General features: G+C 70.9%; 27 protein-coding genes, 2 tRNA genes, 1 other RNA gene and 1 pseudogene. 21 read left to right on the top strand and 10 right to left on the bottom strand.

The window, feature by feature from the left end:
• The first annotated feature begins 45 nt into the window (after positions 1–45).
• The 13 genes from ftsX to ACM26Y_RS15870 all read left to right on the top strand — a co-directional run bounded on the left by ftsX (position 46) and on the right by ACM26Y_RS15870 (position 9,076).
• On the top strand, positions 46–951 hold the full coding sequence (gene ftsX / locus ACM26Y_RS15930; RefSeq protein ID WP_416061346.1) for a permease-like cell division protein FtsX: 906 nt from the start codon (positions 46–48) through the stop codon (positions 949–951).
• Between the two features lie 94 nt (positions 952–1,045).
• Entirely contained in the window at positions 1,046–1,519 is a 474-nt protein-coding gene (smpB, locus tag ACM26Y_RS15925; protein ID WP_010594668.1) for an SsrA-binding protein SmpB, read from the top strand.
• Positions 1,520–1,539: 20 nt separating this feature from the next.
• A complete protein-coding gene (locus tag ACM26Y_RS15920) occupies positions 1,540–2,370 on the top strand; it encodes an EamA family transporter (RefSeq protein WP_416063690.1) in 831 nt (276 codons plus the stop codon).
• Positions 2,371–2,471: 101 nt separating this feature from the next.
• Positions 2,472–2,840: a transfer-messenger RNA gene (gene ssrA / locus ACM26Y_RS15915) on the top strand.
• Positions 2,841–2,907: 67 nt separating this feature from the next.
• Positions 2,908–3,264 (top strand): fluoride efflux transporter FluC, encoded by a 357-nt coding sequence (locus tag ACM26Y_RS15910; RefSeq protein WP_416061345.1) that lies wholly within the window; start codon positions 2,908–2,910, stop codon positions 3,262–3,264.
• Positions 3,261–3,605 (top strand): fluoride efflux transporter CrcB, encoded by a 345-nt coding sequence (gene crcB, locus ACM26Y_RS15905; RefSeq protein ID WP_054374313.1) that lies wholly within the window; start codon positions 3,261–3,263, stop codon positions 3,603–3,605. Before ACM26Y_RS15910 ends, crcB begins: the two co-directional genes overlap by 4 nt.
• Before the next feature lie 78 nt (positions 3,606–3,683).
• Entirely contained in the window at positions 3,684–5,315 is a 1,632-nt protein-coding gene (gene pgm / locus ACM26Y_RS15900; RefSeq protein WP_416061344.1) for a phosphoglucomutase (alpha-D-glucose-1,6-bisphosphate-dependent), read from the top strand.
• Positions 5,316–5,377: 62 nt separating this feature from the next.
• Positions 5,378–6,586, top strand: a complete 1,209-nt coding sequence (locus ACM26Y_RS15895; protein ID WP_054374280.1) for an MFS transporter — start codon at positions 5,378–5,380, stop codon at positions 6,584–6,586.
• A gap of 26 nt (positions 6,587–6,612) precedes the next feature.
• On the top strand, positions 6,613–7,101 hold the full coding sequence (locus ACM26Y_RS15890; RefSeq protein ID WP_003938116.1) for a MauE/DoxX family redox-associated membrane protein: 489 nt from the start codon (positions 6,613–6,615) through the stop codon (positions 7,099–7,101).
• A gap of 37 nt (positions 7,102–7,138) precedes the next feature.
• On the top strand, positions 7,139–7,885 hold the full coding sequence (locus tag ACM26Y_RS15885) for a DsbA family protein (RefSeq protein WP_003938115.1): 747 nt from the start codon (positions 7,139–7,141) through the stop codon (positions 7,883–7,885).
• Between the two features lie 146 nt (positions 7,886–8,031).
• Positions 8,032–8,107 (top strand) — tRNA-Ala (locus ACM26Y_RS15880).
• Positions 8,108–8,183: 76 nt separating this feature from the next.
• A tRNA-Ala gene (locus ACM26Y_RS15875) sits at positions 8,184–8,256 on the top strand.
• A gap of 403 nt (positions 8,257–8,659) precedes the next feature.
• Positions 8,660–9,076, top strand: a complete 417-nt coding sequence (locus ACM26Y_RS15870; protein ID WP_416063689.1) for a hypothetical protein — start codon at positions 8,660–8,662, stop codon at positions 9,074–9,076.
• Here the strand turns inward: ACM26Y_RS15870 and ACM26Y_RS15865 are convergent, their stop codons facing one another.
• Both ACM26Y_RS15865 and ACM26Y_RS15860 read right to left on the bottom strand, forming a co-directional pair.
• Entirely contained in the window at positions 9,077–10,579 is a 1,503-nt protein-coding gene (locus ACM26Y_RS15865) for an AMP-dependent synthetase/ligase (RefSeq protein WP_416061343.1), read from the bottom strand.
• Positions 10,572–11,357, bottom strand: coding sequence for an IclR family transcriptional regulator (locus tag ACM26Y_RS15860; protein ID WP_416063688.1), 786 nt, complete (start codon positions 11,355–11,357; stop codon positions 10,572–10,574). The genes ACM26Y_RS15865 and ACM26Y_RS15860 overlap by 8 nt, the downstream gene beginning before the upstream one ends.
• Before the next feature lie 271 nt (positions 11,358–11,628).
• Between ACM26Y_RS15860 and ACM26Y_RS15855 the strand changes: the two genes are divergently transcribed.
• Complete coding sequence (locus tag ACM26Y_RS15855) at positions 11,629–12,876, top strand: LuxR C-terminal-related transcriptional regulator (RefSeq protein WP_416063687.1); 1,248 nt, start codon at positions 11,629–11,631, stop codon at positions 12,874–12,876.
• Here ACM26Y_RS15855 and ACM26Y_RS15850 read toward each other — a convergent pair.
• Positions 12,860–13,408, bottom strand: coding sequence for a gluconokinase (locus ACM26Y_RS15850; protein WP_416061342.1), 549 nt, complete (start codon positions 13,406–13,408; stop codon positions 12,860–12,862). The two genes, ACM26Y_RS15855 and ACM26Y_RS15850, sit on opposite strands and share 17 nt — an antisense overlap.
• Before the next feature lie 40 nt (positions 13,409–13,448).
• A complete protein-coding gene (locus ACM26Y_RS15845; RefSeq protein ID WP_416061341.1) occupies positions 13,449–13,763 on the bottom strand; it encodes a WhiB family transcriptional regulator in 315 nt (104 codons plus the stop codon).
• A 248-nt stretch (positions 13,764–14,011) separates the two neighbouring features.
• Between ACM26Y_RS15845 and ACM26Y_RS15840 the strand changes: the two genes are divergently transcribed.
• The 3 genes from ACM26Y_RS15840 (at position 14,012) to ACM26Y_RS15830 (ending at position 16,828) form a co-directional block, all read left to right on the top strand.
• Positions 14,012–15,097: an S-(hydroxymethyl)mycothiol dehydrogenase gene (locus ACM26Y_RS15840; RefSeq protein ID WP_003938108.1), complete on the top strand. Its 1,086-nt coding sequence runs from the start codon at positions 14,012–14,014 to the stop codon at positions 15,095–15,097.
• Complete coding sequence (locus tag ACM26Y_RS15835; RefSeq protein ID WP_416061340.1) at positions 15,094–15,744, top strand: MBL fold metallo-hydrolase; 651 nt, start codon at positions 15,094–15,096, stop codon at positions 15,742–15,744. The genes ACM26Y_RS15840 and ACM26Y_RS15835 overlap by 4 nt, the downstream gene beginning before the upstream one ends.
• Before the next feature lie 61 nt (positions 15,745–15,805).
• The gene (locus ACM26Y_RS15830; RefSeq protein WP_416061339.1) at positions 15,806–16,828 is read left to right on the top strand and encodes a CobW family GTP-binding protein; all 1,023 of its coding nucleotides are present in this window, start codon (positions 15,806–15,808) and stop codon (positions 16,826–16,828) included.
• A gap of 28 nt (positions 16,829–16,856) precedes the next feature.
• On the opposite strand, the gene ACM26Y_RS15825 is transcribed toward ACM26Y_RS15830, so the two are convergent.
• From ACM26Y_RS15825 to glp, 4 genes are all read right to left on the bottom strand, one after another.
• Positions 16,857–18,284, bottom strand: coding sequence for a DEAD/DEAH box helicase (locus ACM26Y_RS15825; RefSeq protein ID WP_416061338.1), 1,428 nt, complete (start codon positions 18,282–18,284; stop codon positions 16,857–16,859).
• Between the two features lie 175 nt (positions 18,285–18,459).
• A complete protein-coding gene (locus tag ACM26Y_RS15820) occupies positions 18,460–18,906 on the bottom strand; it encodes a molybdenum cofactor biosynthesis protein MoaE (RefSeq protein ID WP_416061337.1) in 447 nt (148 codons plus the stop codon).
• A complete protein-coding gene (gene moaCB / locus ACM26Y_RS15815; RefSeq protein ID WP_416061335.1) occupies positions 18,899–19,945 on the bottom strand; it encodes a bifunctional molybdenum cofactor biosynthesis protein MoaC/MoaB in 1,047 nt (348 codons plus the stop codon). Before moaCB ends, ACM26Y_RS15820 begins: the two co-directional genes overlap by 8 nt.
• Entirely contained in the window at positions 19,942–21,132 is a 1,191-nt protein-coding gene (glp, locus tag ACM26Y_RS15810; RefSeq protein WP_416061334.1) for a gephyrin-like molybdotransferase Glp, read from the bottom strand. The genes moaCB and glp overlap by 4 nt, the downstream gene beginning before the upstream one ends.
• A 119-nt stretch (positions 21,133–21,251) precedes the next feature.
• On the opposite strand from glp, the gene moaA reads away from it, so the two are divergent.
• Together moaA and ACM26Y_RS15800 are read left to right on the top strand one after the other, a co-directional pair.
• On the top strand, positions 21,252–22,313 hold the full coding sequence (gene moaA, locus ACM26Y_RS15805) for a GTP 3',8-cyclase MoaA (protein WP_003936931.1): 1,062 nt from the start codon (positions 21,252–21,254) through the stop codon (positions 22,311–22,313).
• Positions 22,306–22,563: a MoaD/ThiS family protein gene (locus ACM26Y_RS15800; RefSeq protein WP_289377614.1), complete on the top strand. Its 258-nt coding sequence runs from the start codon at positions 22,306–22,308 to the stop codon at positions 22,561–22,563. Before moaA ends, ACM26Y_RS15800 begins: the two co-directional genes overlap by 8 nt.
• 32 nt (positions 22,564–22,595) lie before the next feature.
• Here ACM26Y_RS15800 and nadE read toward each other — a convergent pair whose 3' ends face one another.
• Positions 22,596–23,435: an ammonia-dependent NAD(+) synthetase gene (gene nadE / locus ACM26Y_RS15795; protein ID WP_054373953.1), complete on the bottom strand. Its 840-nt coding sequence runs from the start codon at positions 23,433–23,435 to the stop codon at positions 22,596–22,598.
• 75 nt (positions 23,436–23,510) lie between these two features.
• Here nadE and ACM26Y_RS15790 point away from each other — a divergent pair.
• Positions 23,511–24,276 (top strand): annotated as a pseudogene (locus tag ACM26Y_RS15790) (fructosamine kinase family protein).
• A complete protein-coding gene (locus ACM26Y_RS15785) occupies positions 24,273–24,821 on the top strand; it encodes a nucleosidase (RefSeq protein WP_003936935.1) in 549 nt (182 codons plus the stop codon). The pseudogene ACM26Y_RS15790 and the gene ACM26Y_RS15785 overlap by 4 nt, the downstream one beginning before the upstream one ends.
• Positions 24,822–24,830: 9 nt before the next feature.
• On the opposite strand, the gene ACM26Y_RS15780 is transcribed toward ACM26Y_RS15785, so the two are convergent.
• Positions 24,831–25,619 (bottom strand): META domain-containing protein, encoded by a 789-nt coding sequence (locus ACM26Y_RS15780; protein WP_040782647.1) that lies wholly within the window; start codon positions 25,617–25,619, stop codon positions 24,831–24,833.
• Position 25,620: the final 1 nt, after the last annotated feature.

Here is a 25,620-nt window from a genome sequence, read left to right as displayed (position 1 = left end):
TCCATCGCACTCGCCCCTCCGGCAACCGAAGGACTTCGACACTCCATGCGTGCCAGCTTCATCCTGAGCGAGGTCGTCACCGGCCTGCGCCGCAACCTGACCATGACCGTCGCGATGATCCTGACCACCGCGATCTCCCTCGGCTTGTTCGGCGCGGGCCTGCTCGTCGTGCAGATGGCGGACAAGACCCAGCAGATCTTCCTCGACCGGGTCGAGGTGCAGCTGTTCCTCACCGAGGACATCTCGACCCTGGACCCGGACTGCGAGCAGGACATCTGCCGAACCCTGCGCTCGGATCTGGAGAACACCCCGGCAGTGGTATCGGTGCAGTACCTCAACCGCGAGGACGCCGTCGCCGACGCGACCGAGCGGGTCTTCAAGGACCAGCCGGAACTCGCCGAACTCGTCAGCCCCGAGAGCTTCCCGGCCTCGTTCAAGATCAAGCTCTCCGACCCCGACCGGTTCGGGGTGATCGAGGACCAGTTCGCCGTCCGACCCGGGGTCGACAGTGTCCTCAACCAGAAGGACCTCGTCGAGCGGCTGTTCAGCGTGCTGGGCGGCGTGCGCAACGCCGCGTTCGCGATCGCCACGGTCCAGGCGGTCGCTGCGATCCTGCTCATCGCGAACATGGTGCAGATCGCCGCGTTCACCCGCCGCACCGAGGTGGGCATCATGCGGCTGGTAGGCGCGACCCGCTGGTACACCCAGCTGCCGTTCCTGCTCGAGGCCGTCGTGGCGGCCGTGATCGGCGCGGCGCTGGCCATCGCCGGGTTGTTCGCCGCGAAGGGCGCCTTCGTCGACGAGGTGCTCTCGGAGGTCTACGAGGCCAACATCGTCGCCCGCATCTCCAACAGCGACGTCCTGCTGGTCTCCCCGATCCTGGTGCTGGTGGGCGTCGGCATGGCGGCGTTGACCGCCTACGTCACCCTGCGCCTGTACGTGCGCGAATAGCTCCCCGCCGGTGCGCCGGGAATATCCGGTTGTCTCCGCTACCTATGCTGTACACAGATCTGTCGGACGCATCGAGGACCGGAGGGGCCCGAAAGTGAAGGAAAAGGGCCGCAAGGTCATTGCCACCAACCGCAAGGCGCGGCACAACTACACCATTCTGGACACGTACGAGGCCGGAGTCGCACTCCTGGGCACCGAAGTCAAGAGCCTGCGTGAGGGCAAGGCCTCGCTCGTCGACGCGTTCGCCACCGTCGACGACGGCGAGGTGTGGCTGCGCGGGTTGCACATCCCCGAGTACGGGCACGGGACGTGGACCAACCACGCGCCGCGGCGCACCCGCAAGCTGCTGCTGCACCGCCGGGAGATCGACAACCTCGTAGGCAAGACCCGCGAGGGCAACCAGACCCTGGTGCCGCTGTCGATGTACTTCTCCGACGGCAAGGTGAAGGTCGAGTTGGCGCTGGCCCGGGGCAAGCAGGACTACGACAAGCGCCAGGATCTGGCCCGTCGCACCGCCGAGCGCGAGGTGACCCGCGAACTCGGCCGGCGGGTGAAGGGCATGCGCTGACGGCGATCGTGCTCGCCCTGGTGGCCGCGGTCGGCTACGGGGTGAGCGACTTCCTCGGCGGAGTCGCGTCCCGGCAGGTGGCCGCGCTGCGGTTCGTGCTCGTGTCGTACCCGCTGTCGCTGCTACTGGTGCTCGCCGTCGCGCCGCTCGTCGGCGGTGGCGTCACGGCCGGGTCGCTCGGCTGGGGCGCGGCGGCCGGTGTGGCCGGCGGCGTCGCGATCTGGTGGTTCTACCTCGCGCTCGCCGCAGGTCCGATGTCTGTGGTGTCCCCGCTCACCGCCGTGCTCGTGGCCGGCATCCCGGTGCTCGTCGGCATCGCGACGGGGGAGCGGCCCGGGGCGGTCGCCTACGCCGGCATCGCGATCGCCCTCGTCGCCGTGGTGCTGGTCAGCAGGGAATCGAAGGAGAGTGTCGCCGGGGACGCGCAACCACGTTTCACCGCGAACGTGGCGTGGCTGACCGTCGGCTCCGGAGTCGCGTTCGCACTGATGTTCGTCGCGCTGCACCGCGTCCCCGAAGGCACCGGCCTGTGGCCCCTCGGCATGTCGCGGCTCACCGCGACGCTCGTGGTGTGGGCCGTGGCCATGGGGATGCGGCAGCTGATCCGGCCGCCGGGGCGGGTGTATCCGCACATCGTCGCGGTCGCGGTCCTGGACGTCATCGCCAACGGTGCGCTGATGTTCGCCTTCCAGGGCGGGATGCTGTCGCTGGTCAGCGTGATCGGCGCGCTGTACCCGGCGGCGACCGTGCTGCTGGCGATGATCGTGCTGGGCGAGCGTATCGGGCGTGGCCAGATGGCCGGCATGGTGCTCGCCCTCACTGCCGTCGGCATGATCACCGCGGCCGCCTGACGGCTGTGATCCACGTCATTCACGGCTCGGAGGAAATGGGAATGACGGAGGGGGGTCCGCGCGTTAGAGTGGGTAGTCCTGTGAAGGTCGCAGGTACGTACGGGGCTGAACGGTTTCGACTGCGTACGTTGAGCTAGGGGAAGCGTGTCGGTGCAGGCAAGAGACCACCGTAAGCGTCGCTGCAAACCAATAAGCGCCGAGTCTACTCAGCGCGAGTACGCCCTCGCTGCCTAAGCGAGCGCGTCTCTGTCAGACCGGGTGTGCTCCCGCCCCGGATCCTGGCATCGACTAGGGAGCTTCACCGTACGGCTCGGTCGCGGAGCCGGACGGGACAGCAAACAGCGACTGGGATCGTCATCTCGGCTTGTTCGCGGGACCGGGAGATCCAAGTAGAGGCATAGCGAACTGCACACGGAGAAGCCCTGGCGAGGCGGCGGAGGACCCGGGTTCGATTCCCGGCAGCTCCACCGGAACGCGAAGGACCCCGGCCACCCGGCCGGGGTCCTTCGCATTCGCCGGACCTCTACGGTTACCGGCATGGAGTACAAGCCGACGGCTGTGGTCGCCGCTGGGGGAGCGATGGGCGCCGTGGCCCGGTACGCACTGGCCGTGCAGTTCCCCGGCATCTGGACGATCGCGGCGGTCAACGTCGCCGGTTCGCTGCTGCTCGGTCTCGTCGCCGCTCTGCTCGGTCCCGATCGGCTGTGGCGCCTGTTCCTCGGTGTCGGGGTACTCGGCGGCTACACCACCTTCTCCACGTTCGCCGTCGACGCCGTCCGCCACCCCGCGACCGCCGCCGTCTACGTGACCGTGACCCTCGTCGGGGCACTCACGGCGGCACGCCTCGGTATGGCCGCCGGTGAGGCGTGGCGGCACCGGTCGGCGACCCGATGACCGTCCTGCTCGTCGCCGTCGGCGGCGGTGCCGGCGCGGTCCTGCGCTACCTCGCGGGCCGGCACGTCCGCTCCTTTCGCAGCGTTCCGGTGGCGACCCTGACGGTCAACGTCCTCGGCTGCCTGCTGCTGGGCCTGCTGTCCGGCGCCGCGCTGGCACCGGCAACGTTCGCGCTGCTCGGCACCGGATTCTGCGGCGGCCTGACCACCTATTCGACGTTCGCCGTCGAATCGGTCGGTCTCGTACGCGTGCGCCGCCCGGTCACGGCGACGGCATATGCGGTGGTGAGCGTGCTGGCCGGTACGGCCGCGGCCTGGGCCGGGTTCGCCCTCACGTCCTGACCGCCGACGATCGGCGCGCGCGGTGCACGCCGGCCGGGCAAGATGAGCAGGGCAGGGTCGGGTGGACGAGGAGGTCACATGGCGCACGAACGAGCGGGACAACCGGCGGCAGCCGCGGATCTGGAGGATCTCGCGCACCTGGTCACCGCGTACTACACGGTGACGCCGGACCCGCAGGATCCGCTGCAGCAGGTTGCCTTCGGCACCTCGGGTCACCGCGGATCGAGCCTCGACGGCGCCTTCAACGAGCAGCACATCCTCGCCACCACTCAGGCGATCGTCGAATACCGGGCGGCGCAGCAGATCACCGGGCCGCTGTTCCTCGGCCGCGACACCCACGCGCTGTCGGAACCGGCATGGACGAGCGCGCTCGAGGTGCTCGCCGCCAACGGCGTCGATGTGGTCGTCGACGCCCGCGACCGCTACACACCCACCCCGGCCGTGAGTCACGCGATCCTGCGGCACAACGCCGCCGGATCCGGGGTCCGCGCCGACGGGATCGTCGTCACCCCGTCGCACAACCCGCCCCGCGACGGCGGATTCAAGTACAACCCGCCGCACGGTGGGCCGGCCGACACGGACGCGACGTCGGTGATCGCGGCGCGCGCCAACGAACTGCTCGCCGCGGGACTGGACGGGGTGCGCCGGGTTCCCGTCGTCCGGGCGCTCGCCGACGCCGGCCGGCACGACTTCCTCGCCGCCTACATCGACGACCTGCCGAACGTCCTGGACCTCGACGCCGTCCGCGAGGCGGGGTTGCGCATCGGTGCCGATCCCCTCGGCGGCGCGAGCGTCGACTACTGGGGCGAGATCGCCGAGCGGCACCGGCTCGACCTGACCGTCGTCAATCCGCTCGTCGACGCCACGTGGCGGTTCATGACCCTCGACACCGACGGCAAGATCCGGATGGACTGCTCGTCGCCCAACGCGATGGCGTCGCTGATCGGCACCCGCGACCGCTACGACCTGGCCACCGGCAACGACGCCGACGCCGACCGGCACGGCATCGTCACCCCCGACGGGGGGCTGATGAACCCGAACCACTACCTCGCCGTCGCCATCGACTACCTGTACCGGCACAGGTCCGGATGGTCCGCCGAGGCGAAGGTCGGCAAGACCCTCGTGAGCTCGTCGATGATCGACCGGGTGGCCGCGGGCCTGGGCCGGGGCCTGCTCGAAGTTCCGGTGGGCTTCAAGTGGTTCGTTCCCGGTCTACTCGACGGCACCCTCGGATTCGGCGGGGAGGAGAGCGCCGGCGCATCGTTCCTGCGGCGCGACGGCTCCGTGTGGACGACCGACAAGGACGGCATCCTGCTGGCCCTGCTCGCGTCCGAGATCACTGCCGTGACCGGCACGACCCCCTCCCGGCGCTACGCCGAACTCGCCGAACGCTACGGCGACCCGTCGTACGCCCGGGTCGACGCGCCCGCCACGCGTGAGCAGAAGGCCGTGCTGGCGAAGCTCGCACCCGAACAGGTCGACGCCACCGAACTGGCCGGCGAGCCCATCACCGCGACCCTCACCGCCGCGCCGGGCAACGGCGCCTCGATCGGCGGACTGAAGGTCACCACGGAGAACGCGTGGTTCGCGGCCCGGCCGTCAGGCACCGAGGACGTGTACAAGATCTACGCCGAATCGTTCCTCGGTCCAGACCATCTCGCGCAGGTCCAGGACGCGGCGCGCGACCTGGTGTCCCACGTTCTCGGCTGAGTCCGCACCGGCGGGACGCGCCTGCCGGACCGATCGTGCGCGTCGCTAACATCGGGCCCATCATGCGAACACGCGACGCCGCCTTGCCGCGGGAGATCTGGGTCCTGGTCAGCGCGGCCTTCGTCATCGCCCTCGGCTTCGGTCTCGTCGCGCCCGCACTGCCGCAGTTCGCACGCAGTTTCGGGGTGGGGGTCACCGCGGCATCCGTCGTGATCTCCGCGTTCGCGGCCATGCGGCTGTTGTTCGCCCCCGCCAGCGGGAATCTCGTGCAGCGGCTGGGAGAGCGGCCGGTGTACACCGCCGGTGTGCTCATCGTGGCGCTGTCGACCGGCGCCTGCGCCTTCGCGACGGACTACTGGCAGCTGCTGCTGTTCCGGGCGCTCGGCGGGATCGGCTCCACCATGTTCACCGTCTCGGCGCTCGGATTGCTGATCCGCATCTCCCCGCCGAACGCGCGGGGCCGGGTGTCGGGGCTCTACGCGACGAGCTTCCTGCTCGGCAACATCGGCGGCCCGCTCGTCGGTGGCGCCCTGGTAGGTCTGGGGTTGCGGGCACCGTTCCTGATCTACGCGGTGGCCCTCCTCGTCGCCGCGGCCGTCGTGTTCGTGAGCCTGCGGCACTCCGCACTCGCCGCACCGGACTCGGGCGGCAGCATGCCGGCGATGCGGTTGCGGGAGGCTCTGCGGTCGCCGGTGTACCGGGCCGCGCTCGGATCGAACTTCGCCAACGGCTGGGTCGTCTTCGGCGTGCGGGTGGCAATGGTGCCGCTGTTCGTGGTGGAGGTGCTCGGACGCGACGCCGGCCTGGCCGGAGTGGCGCTGACGGTGTTCGCCGTGGGCAACGCCCTGGTCCTGATGGTCTCCGGGCGGTTGTCCGACCGGTTCGGCCGCCGCCCGTTCGTCCTGCTGGGGCTCGTGGTGTGCGGGACCAGCACCATCGCGATGGGCCTGACCACGAACCTCGCGCTGTTCTTCGCGACCTCGTTGCTGGCCGGCGTCGGGTCGGGCCTGATGAACCCGGCCCAGCAGGCGTCCGTCGCCGACGTGGTCGGCAGCAAGGCGCGCGGCGGCCCGGTGCTGGCGACTTTCCAGATGACCGCCGACGTGGGCGCGGTGATCGGACCGGTCGCTGCCGGAGTCCTGGCGCAGCAACTGTCGTACGGGGCCGCGTTCGCCGTGACCGGTGCCGTCATGCTGCTGGTGGCCGTGCCCTGGGCGCTGGCGCCGCGGCCTGTCCGGGAACCCGCGGTGACCGAAGCCACGGAGCGCTGAGCGCCGACCTCGGTACTGTCGATGAGGTGTGGATTCCCCTGCTCAGCCTGATCGCCCGGCTCGGTCTCGCCGCCGTGTGGCTGATCTCCGGCTGGATCAAGTTCGTCGATCCCTCTCAGACCGTTGTGGCCGTCCGCGCGTACCAGTTGCTGCCCGAGGTCCTCGTGCGGCCCGTCGCGGCCGGGCTGCCGATCTTCGAGCTCGTGCTCGGTCTGCTGCTGCTGATCGGGCTCGCGGTGCGCGCGGCAGCAGTCGTGGGTGCGGCCGCGCTGCTGACGTTGATCGTCGTGATCGCGTCGGTATGGGCGCGCGGGCTGTCGATCGACTGCGGGTGCTTCGGGGGCGGTGGGGCCGCCGACGTGGACGGCTGGGACTACGCCGGAGAAATCGCACGAGACCTCGGCTTCCTCGCCCTGGCCGCCTGGCTGACGGTGTTCCCCCGCAGTCCGCTCGCGCTCGGTCCCGGCTCCCGGGCGAGGCTCTCAGCACGCACTCAGCCCGCGATGGCAGAGTGATCCCGCATCGATTCCCGGACAGCGAAGGGCAGATTTCGTGAGCGCCAAGAAGGTCAAACCGGTCAAGTACACGCCGGAGCCGACGTCGAGCAAATCCACCTTCATCCTCGGCGGGATCGCGGTCGTGGTGATCGCGGTGCTGGTCATCGGGGGCGTGCTGTGGCAGGCGAACCGAAGTAAGGCGCGCAACGAGGGCTACGGGGCGGTGCAGAACGCCGCGGTGCAGGTGGAGCTGCAGGACGACGGGGTCGTCCTCCTCGGTCTCCCCGACGCCGCGACCACGATCGACCTGTTCGAAGACCCGCTGTGCCCGTACTGCGCCGAGCTCGAGCACAAGCACGGTCAGGAACTGGCGCAGGCGATCGACGCCGGCGACCTCGCTGTGCGGTACCACATGCTCGCGTTCCTCGATCAGCTCTCCGCGAGCGGCGACTACTCGACCCGCGCGGTCGCGGCCGGTCAGTGCGTTGCGCAGAGCGGGGACGCGACGGCGTTCTCCGCGTTCCATGCGGCGCTGCTCTCGCCGGAGAACCAGCCCGCCGAGCGGGGCGAGAGCGACCTCACCAATGCCGAGCTGGCACAGATGGCGCGGGACGCCGGGGCGTCCGACGACGCGGCGCAGTGCATCGCCGACGGTGCACGTGTCGAGCAGGCGGCCGCCGACGCGGAGGCGGGGCGGCAGGCGCTCGCGGCGACGGGCGCGTCCGGCACCCCCGCGGTGGTGCACGACGGAACGGTGATCGACGCCCTCGGTAACGACAACTGGGTGGCCGAGCTCGGCTGAGGCGGCGGCGACGGTGGTCGGACGACCGACCACCGTCGCCTCGCCGGTCGCCTCCTCGGTCCGCACTGACCAGGCGATTTGTTGTCGTCGACGGCGATGGTGTAATTTTCTCTTCGCACCGGGGAGTTGATCCCAGGTGAAGGTACGGGGCTATGGCGCAGCTGGTAGCGCACCACACTGGCAGTGTGGGGGTCAGGGGTTCGAGTCCCCTTAGCTCCACCATCACGACACGAGGCGAGAGTGAATGCTCTCGCCTCTTGTCGTGAGAGGCCCACCTCGGGTGGTGCGGTTTTGTTCAGGGGCTATGGCGCAGCTGGTAGCGCACCACACTGGCAGTGTGGGGGTCAGGGGTTCGAGTCCCCTTAGCTCCACTCTCTCCGGGACGCCCTGATCATTCTGCGATCGGGCCGGTATCCCGGGCAATGCCGACATTTTCCCCTCGGAACCTGCTTCATGCTCTCTCGTAGCGGCGCACACTGTGATGGATCGCTTCGAAAACGGGAGAGGTGAGCTGTCGTGTCCGAAGGTTCGAACATTACCCCGGGTTCTTCTGCCGGTGCCGCGCCCGGTGCGGGTGCCACTGCCGGTTCAGGTGCCACTGCTGGTTCAGGTGCCACTGCTGGTTCAGGTGCCACTGCTGGTTCAGGTGCGGCTGCCGGTTCGGGTTCCACCGCGGCAGCGGGTGCGTCCGCACGCCATGCCGGTGGTGCCCACGAGGGTGGCGGTCCCACCGCCGCTGTCCGCCACGGCTCGGGGCCGGCGACCGGCTCCGGCCTGAAGCAGGGCTTCGCCGCCGGCACGTCGATCGCGGCCGGCATCCTGCTCGCCACGGTCGGTGTTCTGCAGTTCCTGCAGGGCATCGCCGCGATCGCCAAGGACGACATCATCGTCGTGGGACAGGAGTACACGTTCTCCTGGGACGTCACGGCATGGGGCTGGGTGCATCTGATCCTGGGCATCCTGGTGGCCGTGATCGGTCTCGCGCTCGTCACGGGCGCGACGTGGGCGCGCGTCGCCGCGATCGTCATCGCGGCGCTGTCGATCATCGTGAACTTCCTGTGGTTGCCGTACTACCCGGGCTGGTCGCTCGCGATCATCGCGATCGACGTGGTGGTGATCTGGGCAGTGTCCACCTGGGATGCCGATCGCACCTGGGGTGCCGGAAGCACCGAGCCGGGCTACCGTCCCTGATCAATCCTCGTACAGACGCTGCACGACGTCGGCGCAGCGCGCGAGCACCCGCTCCGGCAGCGGGTGCCCGTGCGCGTCGACGTCCGTCGATGGCAGCGGTGTGGGCAGCACGATGAACCGGCGAATCCGTTCCCAGCGGCCGAGATCCGCGTTGAGCCGGTCGACGGCTGCCGCGGCCTCCGCCGGTGGGATCGGCCGGTCCGACTGGGGGACGATCAGTCCTACGCAGTAGGGCCGGAGTTCACCTGCCACGACCAGGTCCGCGTCGGGGAGCAGTGCCCGGAACCGGCGTGCGAGGGCAGCCGGCGCGACGTACTTGCCGGTCGAGGTCTTGAACACCTCTTTCTTGCGGCCCCGCAGTGTGACGAATCCGTCGTCGTCGACGGCGCCGCGATCGCCGGTATGGAACCAGCCGTTGCGGTCGACGGCGGCCGCGGTGCGTTCGAGATCGTCGTGGTACCCGGCCATCACCGCGGGGCTGCGCACGAGCAGTTCTCCGTCGGGGGCGATACGCACCTGCGTGCCGGGCAGGGGCCGGCCCACGGAGCCGAGACGCCGGCTGTCCGGGCGGTTGACGCAGGACGGCCCCGCCGTCTCGGTGATGCCGTAGCCCTCGAGGGCCGGCACACCGGCCCCTTCGAACCACTCGGCCAATGGGCGGGCGAGCCGGGCCGACCCGGACAGTACGAACCGCAGTCGACCCAGATCCGCGGCGCCGGACTCGACGCCGTCGCGGATCTTGCCCAGTACATGCGGAACGGATCCGAGGAAGGTCGGCCTGACCTCGACGAGGTGCTGCACGACCCGGTCGGCACGGCCGTCGACGAACGTCGGCACCCCCAGATGCACGCCCACGAACAGCAACGCGCGCCCGAAGACGTGGGAGAGCGGCAGCCAGAGCAGTTGCCGGTCCGAGGGCGTGAGCATCCCCAGGTGGGCCATGGCCCGGGCTTCGTAGGCGACGGCAGCGTGTGACAGGCATGCACCCTTGGCGGTGCCGTCGGAACTGGAGGTGTAGATCAGGGTGGCCAGGTGGTCGGGCGTCACGCCCGCGATGCGGGCCGCCACCGCTCCGGAGTCGGCAGCCAGGAGGCGCCGGCCCTCGTCCTCGAGTTCGCCGAGCCGATTCAGGTACAGCACCGGCGTGGCGGGCAGCGGCCGGTCCGTGAACGTCAGCACGCTGCCCGAGTGCCGCAGCAGCGCCGCCACGTCCGCCGGCGGGGTCGCGGGGTAGATCGGCACGGTGACCGCTCCCGCACACACGATCGCCAGGTCGGCGAGGATCCACTCGTAGCTGGTGGCGGCGCAGACGGCGACGTGCGTGCCCGGGGCGATGCCCCGGCCGATCAACCCGGCGGCCAGCGCAGTGACCCGGCTGCCCACCTCGGTCCACGACACGCTCGACCAGTCGCCACCCGCGGGATGCCGGAACGCCTCCGCGTGGGGCGTGCGGGCGATCCGGTCGAACAGCAACCGCGGCACGGTGCGGGCGGGTTCAGCCATCGCTACTCGTCAATCCGCCGGGTCGCAGGGAGCGGCCGATCGCACGCGCCGCGGCGCGGACAAGCTGGGACAACGCGGTGACCTGCGCGGTGTCGGCGGCGGCGACGATCGACAGTGCCGCGACGGCGATTCCGGGCCGCTCGAAGATCGGTGCGGCCACCGAGACTGCCTCCATCGTCACCTGGCGGTCGCTCACCGCGATCTCGGAGCGGCGCACCTCGGCCAGAACCCGGCGCAGCTCGTCCGGTGAGGTGAGGGTGCGTTCGGTGAACCGTTCCAGTGGCCGTGCCAGCACCTCCTCCTGAACGGCGCGCGGCGCGAACGCGAGCAGCACGAGTCCCAGGCCGGACGCGTGGATGGGAAAGGGACTGCCGACGCGGGTGAGGGTCTTGACCGCTCGCTGACCGCCCAGCCGTTCGACGAACACCACCTCGGTGCCCTCGCGCACGCCGAGCTGCACGTTCTCCTGGGTGATCTGCGACAGGTCTTCCATCACCGGCAGTGCCAGCTCGCGCAGCAGCGCACCCCGGGGTGCGAGGGCCGCGACCTGCCACAGCCGGAGCCCGACGCTGAAGCGGCCGGACGAGTCGCGCTCCAGCGCGCCCCATTCCGTGAGGTCCCCGGCCAGCCGGTGCACTGTGGTGAGCGGCAGACCCGTGCGCCGGGAGATCTCGCTCAGGGTCAGGCTGGGCTGCGCACGGGTGAACGCCTCGAGGAGGGTGAGCGCGCGTACCGTGACGGAACCGGTGGCCGGGCGGGCGGTGCCGGTAGGGGTCACGGTGCTCACCACTTCCTCGGGAACTGCTCCGGCCGGGCCGGTACGACTCTGAGCGGAATGCTAGTCCAGCTCTCGAGCGCATTGTCCGGTTGCGGCATCGGATCCCGGCCGCCTCGATCCGGCGCGGTGAGCAGCAGCGCCGCAGCGGGGCATGCACCCGGTTCGCCGACGCGCGTATCCGGGTGACCTCCCGCCGAGCGGGGGAGCCGGTTCTCGGAGCGCCCGCGCTATCGTGGCCGGAGTGAGCACCACGATCCCGACCCCCGACACGATGATCACCCACCTGCGGGACGTGCTGGTCGGGCCGCTGACCGAGATCGGCCAGCGCTTCTCGGCGCTGCTCACCGACCTGGTCCCGCACACCGCCCTGGTGATCTTCACGCGGGAATGCACCGGCCGGCCGCGCAAGGTGGCCGGCGACCCCGGAGTCGTCGACCGGGTGACCATCGCCGAACTCGACCGCATCCGGAGCGAGCTCGCGACCGGGCAGATCCGTCGCGGCCCGGCCCGGATCGCCGGCCGGGACCGCGACGTGTGGGTGATCCTCGATGCGACCGATACGCTGCTCGTGCTTGTCCCGGACAGTGCCCGCACCGCCTCGATTCCGCTCGAGCTGGTCCGGGCCCTGTTCGCCGTCGTGGCCACCGGCATCCAGCTCCAGGTCCGCAACGCCAGCCCGGCGTATCTCGCCGAATCGCGTGCCGCCTCGTCCGAACGCGCACGGACCGTTGCCGAGCTCACCGAGGCTCATGCGATGACACTCGAGTCGATCCTCGCGACGCTGCGGTCGAGGGATCTCGACGACACCCGGGCACGCGTCACCGCGCGGGAGACCGCCACCAATGCCCTCATCGGGCTCCGCTCGGCCGTCGACCGTCACCGTGAGCTCGCCGAGGAAGCAGTGACCACGGCCTTCGCCCGGCTGCACGGGGAGTTGCGTGGTCTGCTCCGGCATCGCGAGGTGGTCCTCGAGATGGTCGCCCCGCCCGTGGACGGGCGGGCGCTGCCCGGAGAGGTCGCGCACGCGGCGCGGGCTCTCGCTCGCGGCGCGGTGCTTGCGATGTCCGCGCAGGCGGATCTCGGCCGCATCCGGGTGGCCTGGAACTGTCACGGCGGCGACCTGCTGATCGACATCCGGGACGACGGGGACGGCGAGGCCGACGCGGCCGACCTCGCGCGGCAGTTGCGGGACCGGGCCGAGACCCTCGGCGGCACCGTGGAGGCCGAGTCCACGCCGGGGTGGGGGTGCCGTGTCGCGGCGCGGCTACCGCTCGACATGCCCGCACCGGTGGCCGGTAGCTCCGCACTCGAGGCGCTGGCGGTGCTCGCGCCCCGGGAGGTGGAGGTGCTCGAGCACCTCGTCGCGGGCCGACGGAACCGGATGATCGCCGAGCGGCTCGGCGTCAGCGAGTCGACGGTCAAGTTCCACGTGGCGTCGGTGCTCCGCAAGCTCGGCGTGAGCACCCGCGGAGAAGCGGCGGCGCTCGGTGCGGAGGCGGGGATCAAGGCCGCGGGCTGACGTCCGTCCCGTGCATCCATTCGGTTGCGCGCCCGACGATCTCGGCGGCGATCGCGGCGGGCTCGTCGCCGATGCCGACGACGATCGCCGCTTCGTCGGGTTCGAGCGGCTCGAACGCGGCGAACTGCGAGTCCAGGAGGTCGGCCGGCATGTAGTGGTCGCGCCGTGTGCGCAGTCGTTCCCGGATCTGTTCGCGCGTGCCTGCCAACTGCACGAAGACCACGTTCGCACCGGCCAGGTCGTCGCGGTAGCTGCGGCGCAGTGCGGAGCACGTCACCACTCCAGGCCGGCCCCGCGCGGTGTGGTCCCGGATCCATTCGCCGATCGACGCGAGCCACGGTGCCCGGTCGGCGTCGCGGAGTGGCCGGCCGGCGGCCATCTTCTCGACATTGGAACGCGGATGCAGGTCGTCGCCCTCGAGCAGGTCCCACCCCAGGGCGTCGGCGACGAGTGCCGCGACGGTCGACTTGCCGGAACCGGACACACCCATGATCACGAGAATTGGTGGGCCGGAACGGGCGGGAGAGTTCATATATGCCTCCGTCGGTCGACGCCGGGCGCCGGGGCGCTCGTCAGCGCCCCAGCATGCCCCACCGGGTGGACCGGTTCACGGCGGCCCGGCGCGAGCGGCGCTCGGATTCCGACATTCCACCCCAGACGCCGTACGGTTCCCCGATCTCCAGGGCGTGGGTGCGGCAGCGCTCGAGAACCGGGCACCGGGCGCAGACGAGCTTGGCGCGGTACTCGCGCAGCTCGCGCGCGTGCCCACGTTCCCCGTCGGGATGGAAGAAGGCCGACGACTCGTGGCCGCGGCACGCAGCGTGCAGCTGCCAATCCCAGCTCTCGCTGCGGGGGTGGGGGAGGGTCACCGTGTTGGCGATCGACATTGCACTCCTCGGGCCTGCGAGGGGTCGCCTCGCCTGGACGCTGCGCCCTGTGAGGGCGGTCATATCGCAGCTTAGCCCGACTTCCGTGCCCGATCAACGCTACTTATGCATTTTCGAGTTGAAAGTGCGGGCTGGTCTTTCGGTCAGGTGAAGCCCCTCCTTCGATCAGGTACCGGGTCGTCCCGCCGTCGATAGCGTGTGCGCATACCGCGATACGTCGCGTGAGCACCGAGGAGAAGGAGGCAGTCATGCCACAGCAGGTACGGGGCGTCGTCGCCCGCGCGAAGGGCGCTCCCGTCGAGGTCGTGCCGATCGTCATCCCCGATCCGGGGCCGGGCGAGGTCGTCGTCGCGATCGCCGCGTGCGGGGTGTGCCACACCGACCTGCACTACCGGGAGGGCGGCATCAACGACGAGTTCCCGTTCCTGCTCGGCCACGAGGCGGCCGGGGTCGTCGAGTCCGTCGGCGAGGGCGTCGACTCGGTCGCGGTCGGCGACTTCGTCGTCCTCAACTGGCGGGCCGTGTGCGGGCAGTGCCGCGCCTGCAAGCGCGGCCGCCCGCAGTACTGCTTCGACACCCACAACGCGACGCAGAAGATGACTCTCGAGGACGGCACCGAACTGACCCCGGCCCTGGGCATCGGCGCGTTCGCCGACAAGACCCTCGTGCACGCCGGGCAGTGCACCAAGGTCGATCCCAGCGCCGACCCGGCCGTCGTCGGCCTGCTCGGCTGCGGAGTGATGGCCGGACTGGGTGCCGCGGTGAACACCGGCGGGGTCACCCGCGGAGACTCGGTGGCGGTCATCGGCTGCGGAGGCGTCGGCGATGCCGCGATCATGGGTGCCCGCCTCGCCGGGGCCAACAAGATCATCGCGGTCGACCGGGACCCGAGGAAACTCGAGTGGGCCACCGACCTGGGCGCGACCCACACCGTCAACGGCGCCGAGACCGACCCGGTCGAGGCGATTCAGGAGCTGACCGGCGGCTTCGGCGCCGACGTGGTCATCGACGCCGTCGGCCGCCCGGAGACGTGGAAGCAGGCTTTCTACGCCCGTGATCTGGCCGGCACCGTGGTGCTCGTCGGCGTGCCCACCCCGGACATGACCCTCGAGATGCCGCTGATCGACTTCTTCTCCCGCGGCGGATCGCTCAAGTCCTCCTGGTACGGCGACTGCCTGCCGGAGCGGGACTTCCCGATGCTGGTCGATCTCTACCAGCAGGGCCGGCTGCCGCTCGAGAAGTTCGTGACCGAACGCATCGCCCTCGACCAGGTGGAGAAGGCGTTCGAGACCATGCACCGCGGCGAGGTGCTGCGCTCGGTGGTGGTCCTGTGACCAAAGCGACGGGGGGTCGGCACCGCCTGCGTATCGACCGGGTGGTCACCCACGGCACCTTCGCCCTCGACGGCGGCGAGTGGGAGGTCGACAACAACATCTGGCTCGTCGGCGACGACGAGGAGGTGGTCGTGATCGACGCTGCACACACCGCGCAGCCGATCATCGACGCCGTCGCGGGGCGAAAGGTGGTGGCGATCGTGTGCACGCACGGGCACAACGATCACGTCACCGTCGCGCCCGAGCTGACCGAGAAGCTCGACGCGCCGATCTTGCTCAACCCGGCCGACGACGTGCTCTGGGAGATGACCCACCCCGGTGTGGCACACCGGTCGCTCGAAGACGGGGACCGGATCACGGTGGCAGGCACCGATATCCAGGCCATCCACACCCCCGGGCATTCGCCCGGCTCGACGTGCCTGTACCTGCCGGAGGCGGGTGAGCTGTTCACCGGCGACACCCTGTTCTCCGGCGGGCCGGGGGCGACCGGGCGCTCGTACTCGGACTTCCCGACCATCATCGGCTCGATCCGCGACAAGCTGTTCGCCCTGCCCGCCGAGACGACGGTGCACACCGGTCACGGTGACGGCACCACGATCGGCACCGAGTCCCCGCACCTCGAGGAGTGGATCCGCCGGGGCAGCTGACCCGGCTGCGGTGCGTCCCGTCGCCGGACCGCGCGGCGGGACGCACCGCTACGCTCGCTTCATGGCGAACGAGCGGATCCCCGTGGTGATCGTCGCAGGCTTTCTGGGCTCCGGGAAGACGACCCTGCTCAACCACCTGCTGCGGAACAACCGTGGCGCACGAATCGGAGTGATCGTCAACGACTTCGGCGCGGTCAACATCGACTCGATGATGGTCGCGGGGCAGGTCGACTCGATGGTCTCGTTGAGCAATGGCTGTCTGTGCTGCGCCGTCGACGTCGCCGACATGGACGCGATGCTCGACCGGCTCGCGCACCGCGCCTCGGACATCGACGTCATCGTCGTCGAGGCCAGTGGACTCGCCGAGCCGCGCAACATGATCCGGCTCGTCGTGGGGTCGGGCAACGAGTACGTGGGTTACGGCGGGCTGGTCCTCGTCGTCGACGGGGCCGAATTCGGCGGCACTCGTGAGCGGCACCCCGAACTCGACCAGCACGTCGCGCTGGCAGATCTCGTGCTGCTCAACAAGACCGACCGCATCGACGGCGACGTGCACGACGAACTGCTGGAAACGCTGTGCCGCCTCAACGACCGCGCCGCGATCGTGTCCACCGTGCACGGGCGCATCGATCCGGCGCTGTTGTTCGACATTCCCGAACGTCCCGAGCCGCAACCCGGCGAACAGCTCAGCCTCGACCAGTTGCTGTACGAGGAACACGACGGCGAGCACACGCATCTGCACGACGGCTACGACGCCGTGGACTTCGATTCGCCGGTACCGTTGCACCCTCGCGCCCTCGTCGGCTTCCTCGAGGACCAGCCGGCCGGGGTGTTCCGCATCAAGGGGTACGTCCACGTCGTCGCCGGAGGTCGGACACGCACCTACCTGCTGCACACTGTGGGCGACCACATCCGCTTCGAGCCCGTGCGGCGTACGGGCGACGCCCCTGCCACCACCCGGCTCGTCGTGATCGGTGCCGATCTGGATCCCGATGCGGTACGCGCCCGGCTCGCCGCGTGCGTACCCACCGAACCGGTGCCGGCCGACGCGATGCTGGCCGTGCACCGGTTCACGCCGCGTTGAGTGCGGGTCCGGGAACCTGTCTGCCGGTCTATCCCCGCGCGGCAGTCGCCGACGGGCGGTTCGGGCGACGACGGCGGCCGGCCTGACCGGCGCGCTCTTGCCGGGCCGGCTGTTCCCGTCGCGACCCGCCCTGCTCCCGGGCGGCACCGCCGCCGTGCTGTCGGGCGGCACCGCCGCCGTGCTGCCGGGCGCCGCGCTGAGCGGTCGCTCCGCTGCCGCCGCGTCGGGCTGGCCGTCGCGATCCACCGCCCGAGGGGGCCGGCGCGGCCTGCTTGGCGGACGGCGCCACGTGCGGGGCGATCTCGCCGACCAGATCCAGCACGTGCTCCGACTTCGCCGTCACCCGCACCGGGGTGACCTTGATCGCAGCCTTGCGCATGATGACGGCGAGATCCTTGCGCTGTTCCGGCAGGACCACGGTCACGACGTCGCCGGTGCTTCCGGCGCGGGCCGTGCGGCCCGAACGGTGCAGGTACGCCTTGTGTTCGGCCGGCGGGTCCACGTGCACCACCAGTTCCACGTCGTCGACATGGACGCCGCGGGCCGCCACGTCGGTGGCCACGAGCACTCGCGCCTCCCCGGAGGAGAACGCCGCGAGGTTGCGGTCGCGCGCGTTCTGCGACAGGTTGCCGTGCAGATCGACGGCGGGAATGCCGGACTCGGTGAGCTGACGGGCGAGCTTGCGCGCCTGATGCTTGGTGCGCATGAACAGGATTCGACGGCCCGTGCCGGAAGCCAGGGTCCGCACGAGGTCCTTCTTCGTGTCGGCGTTGTCGACGTCGAACACGTGGTGCGTCATCGCTGCGACCGGGGAGTGCGCCTCGTCGACCGAGTGCAGCACCTCGTCGCGCAGGAACCGCTTGACGAGCTTGTCGACCCCGTTGTCGAGCGTGGCCGAGAACAGCAGGCGCTGACCGTCCTTCGGTGTCGCGTTCATGATCCGCGTCACGCCGGGAAGGAAGCCGAGGTCGGCCATGTGGTCCGCCTCGTCGAGCACGGTGATCTCCACCGCGTCGAGGGTGACGAACTTCTGCCGCATCAGGTCCTCGAGCCGGCCCGGGCAGGCGATCACGATGTCCACGCCGCGGCGCAGCGCGTCGACCTGACGGTTCTGCGAGACTCCGCCGAAGATGGTGGTCACCCGCAGCCCGGCCACCCGTGCGAGAGGCTCGACGACCGCGGCGATCTGCGTTGCCAGCTCGCGGGTGGGGGCCAGCACCAGTCCACGCGGGCGGCCCGCCGCGCGGGTGGCGCCGCCGGCCAGGCGCGCGGTGAGCGGAATGGAGAACGCCAGCGTCTTGCCGCTGCCCGTGCGGCCTCGGCCGAGCACGTCACGGCCGGCCAGCGTGTCGGGCAGCGTGTCGACCTGGATCGGGAACGGGCTGGTGATGCCGCTGTCGTTCAGGGAGGCCACCAGGGTCCGGGGGACGCCGAGGTCGGAGAAGGAAACGGTCATGGGTACAGAACTGCCTTTCGATGCAGCGTGCACGCACTCCGAGACGCTCTCGGAGGGCGCAGTGGATCGCCGCAAGGAAAGCCGATGCCGGTGTTGCATGCGGAGCCGGGCACGATCCCGGCCCGCCGGTATCCCACGACGGTGGGCATCGTCGTGATGCCCGAACTACCGCAGCCTACCCCACGCCGGGATGCTCGTCGGCGCACGCGTCGAGGCCGACCCACTCGGACAGGCCGTCGTCGAAACGCTGCCGCTTCCAGATGGGAACCTCGCGTTTGATGCGTTCGACCAGTTCAGCGCACACGGCGAAGGCCTCGACCCGGTGGGGTGCCGCCACTGCGGCCACCAGCGCGAGATCGCCGACGGTGAGATCGCCCACTCTGTGCACCGCGGCGACCGGCAGCCCCGAATCGGCCGCCAGCTGTTCGCAGCAGCGGCGCAGGAAGTGCTCCGCCTCCGGATGGGCCTGGTACTCCAGCGCACTGACCGAGCGCCCCCCGTCGTGGTTGCGCACGACGCCGCTGAAGAGCACGACCGCGCCGTGCTCGGGGCCGGCCACGGCGGCGTCCACGGTTCCCGGATCGAGCGGTTCGCTCGAGATCCGCGCCAGCAGTTCACTCATGCGCTCCTCCTCCGGCGACCTGAGCCAGCAGGTGGCCGAGAATCGGCTCGAGCACCGCCAGCCCGTCCTTCACGCCCCTCGGTGAGCCGGGCAGATTGACCACCACCGTGCGGCCGACGAGTCCGGCCACACCGCGCGACAGCGACGCGTGCGGGGTGACCTGCAGGCCACGCAGACGGATCGCCTCCGCGACGCCCGGCAGCTCGCGGTCCAGCAGTGCCAGCGTCGCTTCCGGCGTCGCATCCGTCGGGGAAGCGCCGGTCCCGCCGGTGGAGATCACGAGGGCGGGATCGCCGGCGAGCGCGTCCTCGAGTCCCCACGCGATGTCCGCGTCGGCGTACACCAGCGGACCCCGCACCGTGAAGCCGCGCGTCTCGAGAAACTCCGCGATCAGCGGGCCCGTCCTGTCCTCCCGCGTACCGGCGGCCACACCCGTGGAGGCGACGAGGACCGTCGCCGGCGCACCCGTCTGTTCGACGAAATCGTCGTCCTCCGGCGCGACGGTCACGGCCTCTTCGGCAGGGGCGGCCTCCTCCTCACGGCGCTGCCAGTGCCCGCGTTTGCCGCCGGCCTTCGAGAGCAGCCGCACCCCGTTCAGGACCGCGGCGGGGTCGACGGCCTTGACCATGTCGTGCAGCGTCAGCCCGGCCACCGCGACGGCGGTGAGGGCTTCCATCTCGACGCCCGTGGGGCCCTTCGTCTTTGCCGTGGCCTCGATCGTGATCGCGGTGTCGGTGAACCCGAAGGTGACCTGCACCGAGGACAATGCCAGCTGGTGGCACAGCGGAATCAGCTCCCATGTGCGCTTGGCCGCGGCTATCCCGGCGATTCGCGCGGTGGCGAGCACGTCCGCCTTGGGCATGTCGTCGGCCCGCACCAGCGACACCACCTCCGCGGTGGTGACGAGTTCGCCGGCGGCGACCGCGACGCGGGCGGTGTCGGACTTGCCGGACACGTCGACCATCCGGGCGCGGCCACTGTCGTCGAGGTGGCTCAGAACGCCGCTGTCGGGCGTGGGGACGTCGTGCGGTTCGGTCATAGCGGCAGCACCCTTACGAGTTCTCCGGGTTCGAGACCCGTGGTGTCGGCGGGGATGTCGAGCAGGACATCCGCGGTGGCCATCGCGGCGATCAGGTGGGACCCGGCGCCGGGGATCGCCACCACGGCGTCGCCGTCGCGCCGTCCGCGCAGGAACTGACGCTTGCCGGGAACGGAGACGAGACTTGTTGCCAGAGAGCGCTTCTCGGGATCGATCGCGGGCAGGCCCGCGGCGGACCGCAGCACCGGCCTGGCGAACACCTCGAACGAGACCAGCGCGCTGACCGGATTACCGGGAAAGGTGAGCACCGGTACCGCATCCACCCGCGCCGTGCCCTGCGGTCCACCGGGTTGCATCGCCACGGACACGAACTCGGCACCGCGCGGGCCGAGCACGTCCTTGACGACTTCGAAGTCGCCTTTCGACACTCCGCCCGAGGTGAACACCACTTCGGCCACGGAGGTCGCGTGCGCGAGTTTCGCGGCGAACACCTCCGCGTCGTCGCCACTGCGATCCACCGAGACCACCAGTGCGCCGTTGGCGGCCGCGCTGGCGGCCAGAGCCGGCCCGTTCGAGTCGTGGATCCTGCCCGTCGTGAGAACGCTGCCACCGGGCACCAGTTCGCTGCCGGTCGAGATCACCGCCACGCGCGGTCGGGTGCGGACGGGCACGTGGGTGAGACCGACCGCGGCGAGGGCCGCGACGTGCCGGGCGGCGACGACGGTCCCCGCCGGCAGCAGGGGACGGCCGCGACCGATGTCGCTGCCGCGTTCGCGCACGAACGCGCCCGGGGCGGGCGCCGTGCACACGGTGACGTGGCCCCCGTCGTCGGTCACGGTGTCCTCGACCGGGACGACGGCATCGGCGCCGACGGGCAGCGGCGCCCCGGTCATGATCTTGGTTGCAGTTCCCGGCACGTGCGCCGTCTCGCCGTCACCGGCCGCGAGGACGGCACGAACAGGAAGGGTCACCGGTGTGGTAGTGACCGACGCCGTGTCGACCGCGTACCCGTCCATCTGCGAGTTCCGGAAGGTGGGAAGGTCGATCGGGGCGACGAGGTCCTCGGCCAGTACCCGCCCGAGCGCATCGAGGAGCGGGACCGATTCGGCCCCGCGGATCAGCAACGGGGAGAGCAACGTCGCCACGTGTCGCGCATGCTCCTCCACCGACCGCCTGCCGCCCGCCATGCGTCAATCCTAGGCACACCGGACGCGGCGCCGTGCGCCCTCGTCGAGTCGTGGATTTCGCTCCCGCCGCGCGAGGGGGCCCGTAACGGCATACTGAGGGTCATGAGGAGGGAGGCCCGATGACGGCGGTGCACGTGGGGATCCCGGTGGTGCGCCCCGCCGCGGCCGAGGACGTCTCCGACCGGCCGGACACCCCTGTGCTGCTCGACCGCTTCGGGCGTGTCGCCCGCGACCTGCGGGTGTCGATCACCGAGAAGTGCTCGCTGCGATGCACGTACTGCATGCCGGAGGAGGGCCTGCCGGCGATCCCGCGTGAGCGGCTGCTCAGCGCCGAGGAGATCGTCCGCCTCGTGGCCGTGGGCGTGCACCACCTCGGAATCCGGGAGGTCCGCTTCACCGGCGGCGAACCGCTCATGCGGCGGGACCTCGAGCAGATCGTCGCCGGTTGTGCCCGCGTCGTGCCCGGGGTGCCGCTGGCGGTGACCACCAATGCTGTCGGTCTCGCCCACCGGGCCGATGCGCTGGCGCGGGCAGGTCTGACGCGGGTCAACATCTCGCTGGATTCGGTCGACCGCGCGCGGTTCGCCCAGCTGACCCGGCGCGACCGGCTCGATTCGGTGCTGGACGGGATCCGTGCCGCCAAGGCGGCGGGATTCGCGCCGGTGAAGGTCAATGCCGTGCTGATGCCGCAGACCCTGGACGGAGCTGCGGACCTGCTGGCGTGGTGCCTGGACGAGGGCGTGCAGTTGCGGTTCATCGAGCAGATGCCGCTCGATGCCGACCACGAGTGGGCCCGGGCGAACATGGTCCCCGCACAGCGGCTGCTCGACCTGCTCTCCGCCCGCTTCGCCCTCACCGAGGTGGGGCGGGAGGATCCGTCCGCGCCGGCCGAGCGGTGGGCCGTCGACGGTGGTCCGGCGACCGTGGGCATCATCGCGTCGGTGACCCGGTCGTTCTGCTCCGACTGCGACCGCACCCGCCTGACCTCGGAAGGCACCGTGCGCTCGTGCCTGTTCAGCGATCGGGAGACGGACCTGCGGGCGGCACTGCGGGGCGGGGCGAGCGACGACGAACTCGCCGCGTTGTGGCGCGGCGCGATGTGGAACAAGTGGGCCGGGCACGGCATCGACGCGGCGGACTTCACGCCGCCGCAGCGCAGTATGGGAGCAATCGGTGGCTGACACGACGGGTATCGAGGTGCGGTATTTCGCCGCGGCGGCGGATGCGGCCGGGGTGGAGAAGGAGACGGTGGCGTTGCCGCCGACGGCGGATCTGGGGGCGCTGAAGGCGGCGCTGGTCGACCGGCACGGCGCCGAGATGGCGCGCGTGCTGTCGGTGGCGGCGTTCCTGGTCGACTCCGAACTCACTCGTGACCTCGGACGCGCCGCCGGCCCGGCGGTCGACGTGCTGCCCCCGTTCGCCGGCGGCTGACGGGACCGGCCCCGCCCGGTGCCGGCTCCCCGTCAGCGCCACCAGGTGTCGAGCGGCGACACCGGCACGGTCCGCTTGTGGCGGGTGTTCAGGTACGTCCGTTCGAGCTTCTCGGCGAGCGCCGGGGTGACGTCCTTGCCCTCGAGGTAGTCGTCGATCTCCGCGTAGGTCATGCCCAGGGCCACCTCGTCCGGAAGGGCCGGCCGATCCTCCTCGAGATCCGCGGTCGGGACCTTCTGCCACGTGCTGTCGGGAGCCCCGAGTTCGCGGAGCAGCGCCGCACCCTGCCGTTTCGTCAGGCCGCTGAGCGGGGTCAGGTCCACGCCGCCGTCGCCGTGCTTGGTGAAGAACCCGGTCACCGCCTCGGCGGCATGGTCGGTCCCGACGACCAGAAGCCCGAGCTGACCGGCGATGGCGTACTGCAGGATCATCCGCTCACGGGCCTTGATGTTGCCCCGCACGAAGTCGCTGAGCTGCGATCCGTTGCCGTAGATCTCGTGCATGGCCTGCCCGGCCTCGGCGGCGGAGGCGTCGGCACCGGGCTTGACGTTGATCCGCAACGAGCGGTCGGGGCCGATGAACTCCATGGCGACCTGCGCGTCGTGCTCGTCGGCCTGTTCGCCGTAGGGCAGTCGTACGGCGACGAACTCGGCCTCGTGTCCCTCCGCGCGCAGTTCCTCCGCGGCGAGCTGGGCGAGACGGCCGGCGAGCGTGCTGTCCTGGCCGCCGCTGATGCCGAGAACGAATCCCTTGGTGGAACTCGACACGACGTAGTCCTTCAGGAACTGCACGCGGGACCGGATCTCCGCCTGGGGGTCGATCGTCGGCCGGACGCCGAGTTCCTCGATGATCTGCGCGCGAAGGTTCGTCATCGTTCGAACCCTAGCGGGACGTCCGGCGGTGTGCTCGGGTGACATGTCCGGTACGCGGCGGGCACACTCGTGACGATGAGCAGCGACCTCTTCCGCAAGCACCGGGCCGGGGCCCACCCCGACTTCTTCCGCGCCGAGGCCGCAGGCCTGGCCTGGCTCGCGGCCGCGGGCATGTCCGTCGTCGCCGTCCGCGAGGTCGGGGCGGACCACATCGATCTCGAGCGGTTGACCGAGGTGGCCCCCAGCGCGGCGGCGGCTCGGGGGTTCGGTGCGCGCCTCGCCCGCATGCACGCTGCGGGCGCCCGCGGATTCGGTTGTCCGCCGGACGGATTCGACGGCCAGCTGTTCATCGGCAAGCGCCCGATGAGCAGCACCGTCCACGCGAGCTGGGGCGAGTTCTACGTGACGGAACGGGTCGAGCCGTTCCTGCGGATCGCGGTCGACGCGGGCAGCGTCACCGCGACGCAGCTGCCGGACATCGAGAAGGCCTGCGCGCGCGTCGCCGCCGGCGAGTTCGACGACGACGAGTCGCCCGCCCGGTGACCTGTGGAACGGCAATGTGCTGTGGACCGCCGCGGGTGTGGTGCTGATCGACCCGGCGGCGCACGGCGGTCACCGGGAGACGGATCTGGCGATGCTGGAGTTGTTCGGCTGTCCCCACCTCGACGAGATCGTCGCGGCCTACGACGCCACGTGCCCGCTGCGGGAGGGGTGGCGCGAGCGCGTGCCGATGCATCAGCTGCATCCGCTGGCGGTGCACGCGGCGGGCTACGGTGCAGGGTACGGGCGGGCGCTGCACCGGGCAGCGCTCGCGACCCTCGCGCTGGGAGAGCAGAGTTGACCGAGATTCTCGTCGTCGCCGCCACGAGGTCCGAGGCGGCGCACGTCCCGGCGCGCTACGAGACGGTGATCACCGGCATCGGCAAGGTGCACGCCGCCGTCGCGGTGACCGAGGCGCTGGCGCGGCACCGGCTCGGGACGCCGCCCACGGTGGTCAACCTCGGGACCGCCGGGGCGCTGCACATGCAGCACGGCGGGCTCTACCTGCCGTCGGCGGTGATCAACCACGACATCAGCAGCGAGGTGCTGCGCAGCCTCGGCTATCCGGTCGAGGACGTGGTCGAACTCGAGGGCGGGGACGGGACGGTGCTCGCCACGGGCGATTCCTTCGTCTCGGACGCGCAGGTGCGGGATGCGCTCGCCGCCCGCGCCGACCTCGTCGACATGGAGGGTTTCGCGATCGCCTTCGCCGCGGCCCGCATGGGCGCGCCGTGCCGGCTGGTCAAGCACGTCAGCGACCACGCGGACGAGACCGCGCTGGACTGGCCGGCCAGGGTCGACGCCAGCGCCCGCGAACTCGCCCAGTGGCTGGTGGAGCAGTACTGAGCCGGCTCGTCAGCGGGCGGTGTACCCGAGACCGGTGACGCCGTCCGCGCCGGTCAGTCGCATCCGCGCGCCGTCGACCGCGTAGCGCACCTCGCCCGACAGCACGGCGAGGACGGTCGACTCGATGCGCGCGAGCTCCGGGTCGGGGCACGCGGCGCGGGTGGTCGCCAGCGGCCCGAACGTCAAGGTGTCTCCGACGGTGACGTGGCCGGTGAACCGGTTGCAGCCGGTGCTGCCCGAGACCGTGCCGTCGTCGGCGACGGTCAGCGTGGGCGCGGCCTCCTCGAGGGCCCGGGAGGTCGACACCGCGGCGGCCGTGACGAGTTCGGTGAGCACCCACTGCGTGCCCACGACGGGACGGTCCGGGTCGGCGACCGTGCGGTCGAGCAGGGACACGGACACGTCGCCGCCGTCGAGGGTCAGCATGTCGCCGTCGAGGTGCCAGCGCGGCTGCGCGGCGAACAGATCGGACAGCCAGGTGTCGGCGCCGTCGAGCGGCGGCGGGCACGACATGAGAGTGCTGGCGAGCCGGTCGGCGCGCAGCACGCCGTCGGCGAGATCGACCGAGCCCACCGAGCGGTTGCAGCCGGCGGTCGCAGCGATCCGGCCCGACTCGGGGAACTCGACGACGAGGGGTCCGCCGCCGGGGATCGGTGGGCCCGACACGGCGGTCGAAACGAATGCCCGTCCCGTGAGCAGGGCGGGGTCCTGGGGCGGGGCGGCCGCGCCGTCGCCCGCACAGGCGGCCGTTGTCGCCGCCAGCGCGAGGAGCACCGAGAGCCCGAGCGTCCGCAGCATG

The organism is Rhodococcus indonesiensis, assembly GCF_047782815.1.
GTDB lineage: Bacteria > Actinomycetota > Actinomycetes > Mycobacteriales > Mycobacteriaceae > Rhodococcus > Rhodococcus indonesiensis.
This window is presented reverse-complemented; position numbering and strand designations above follow the sequence as displayed.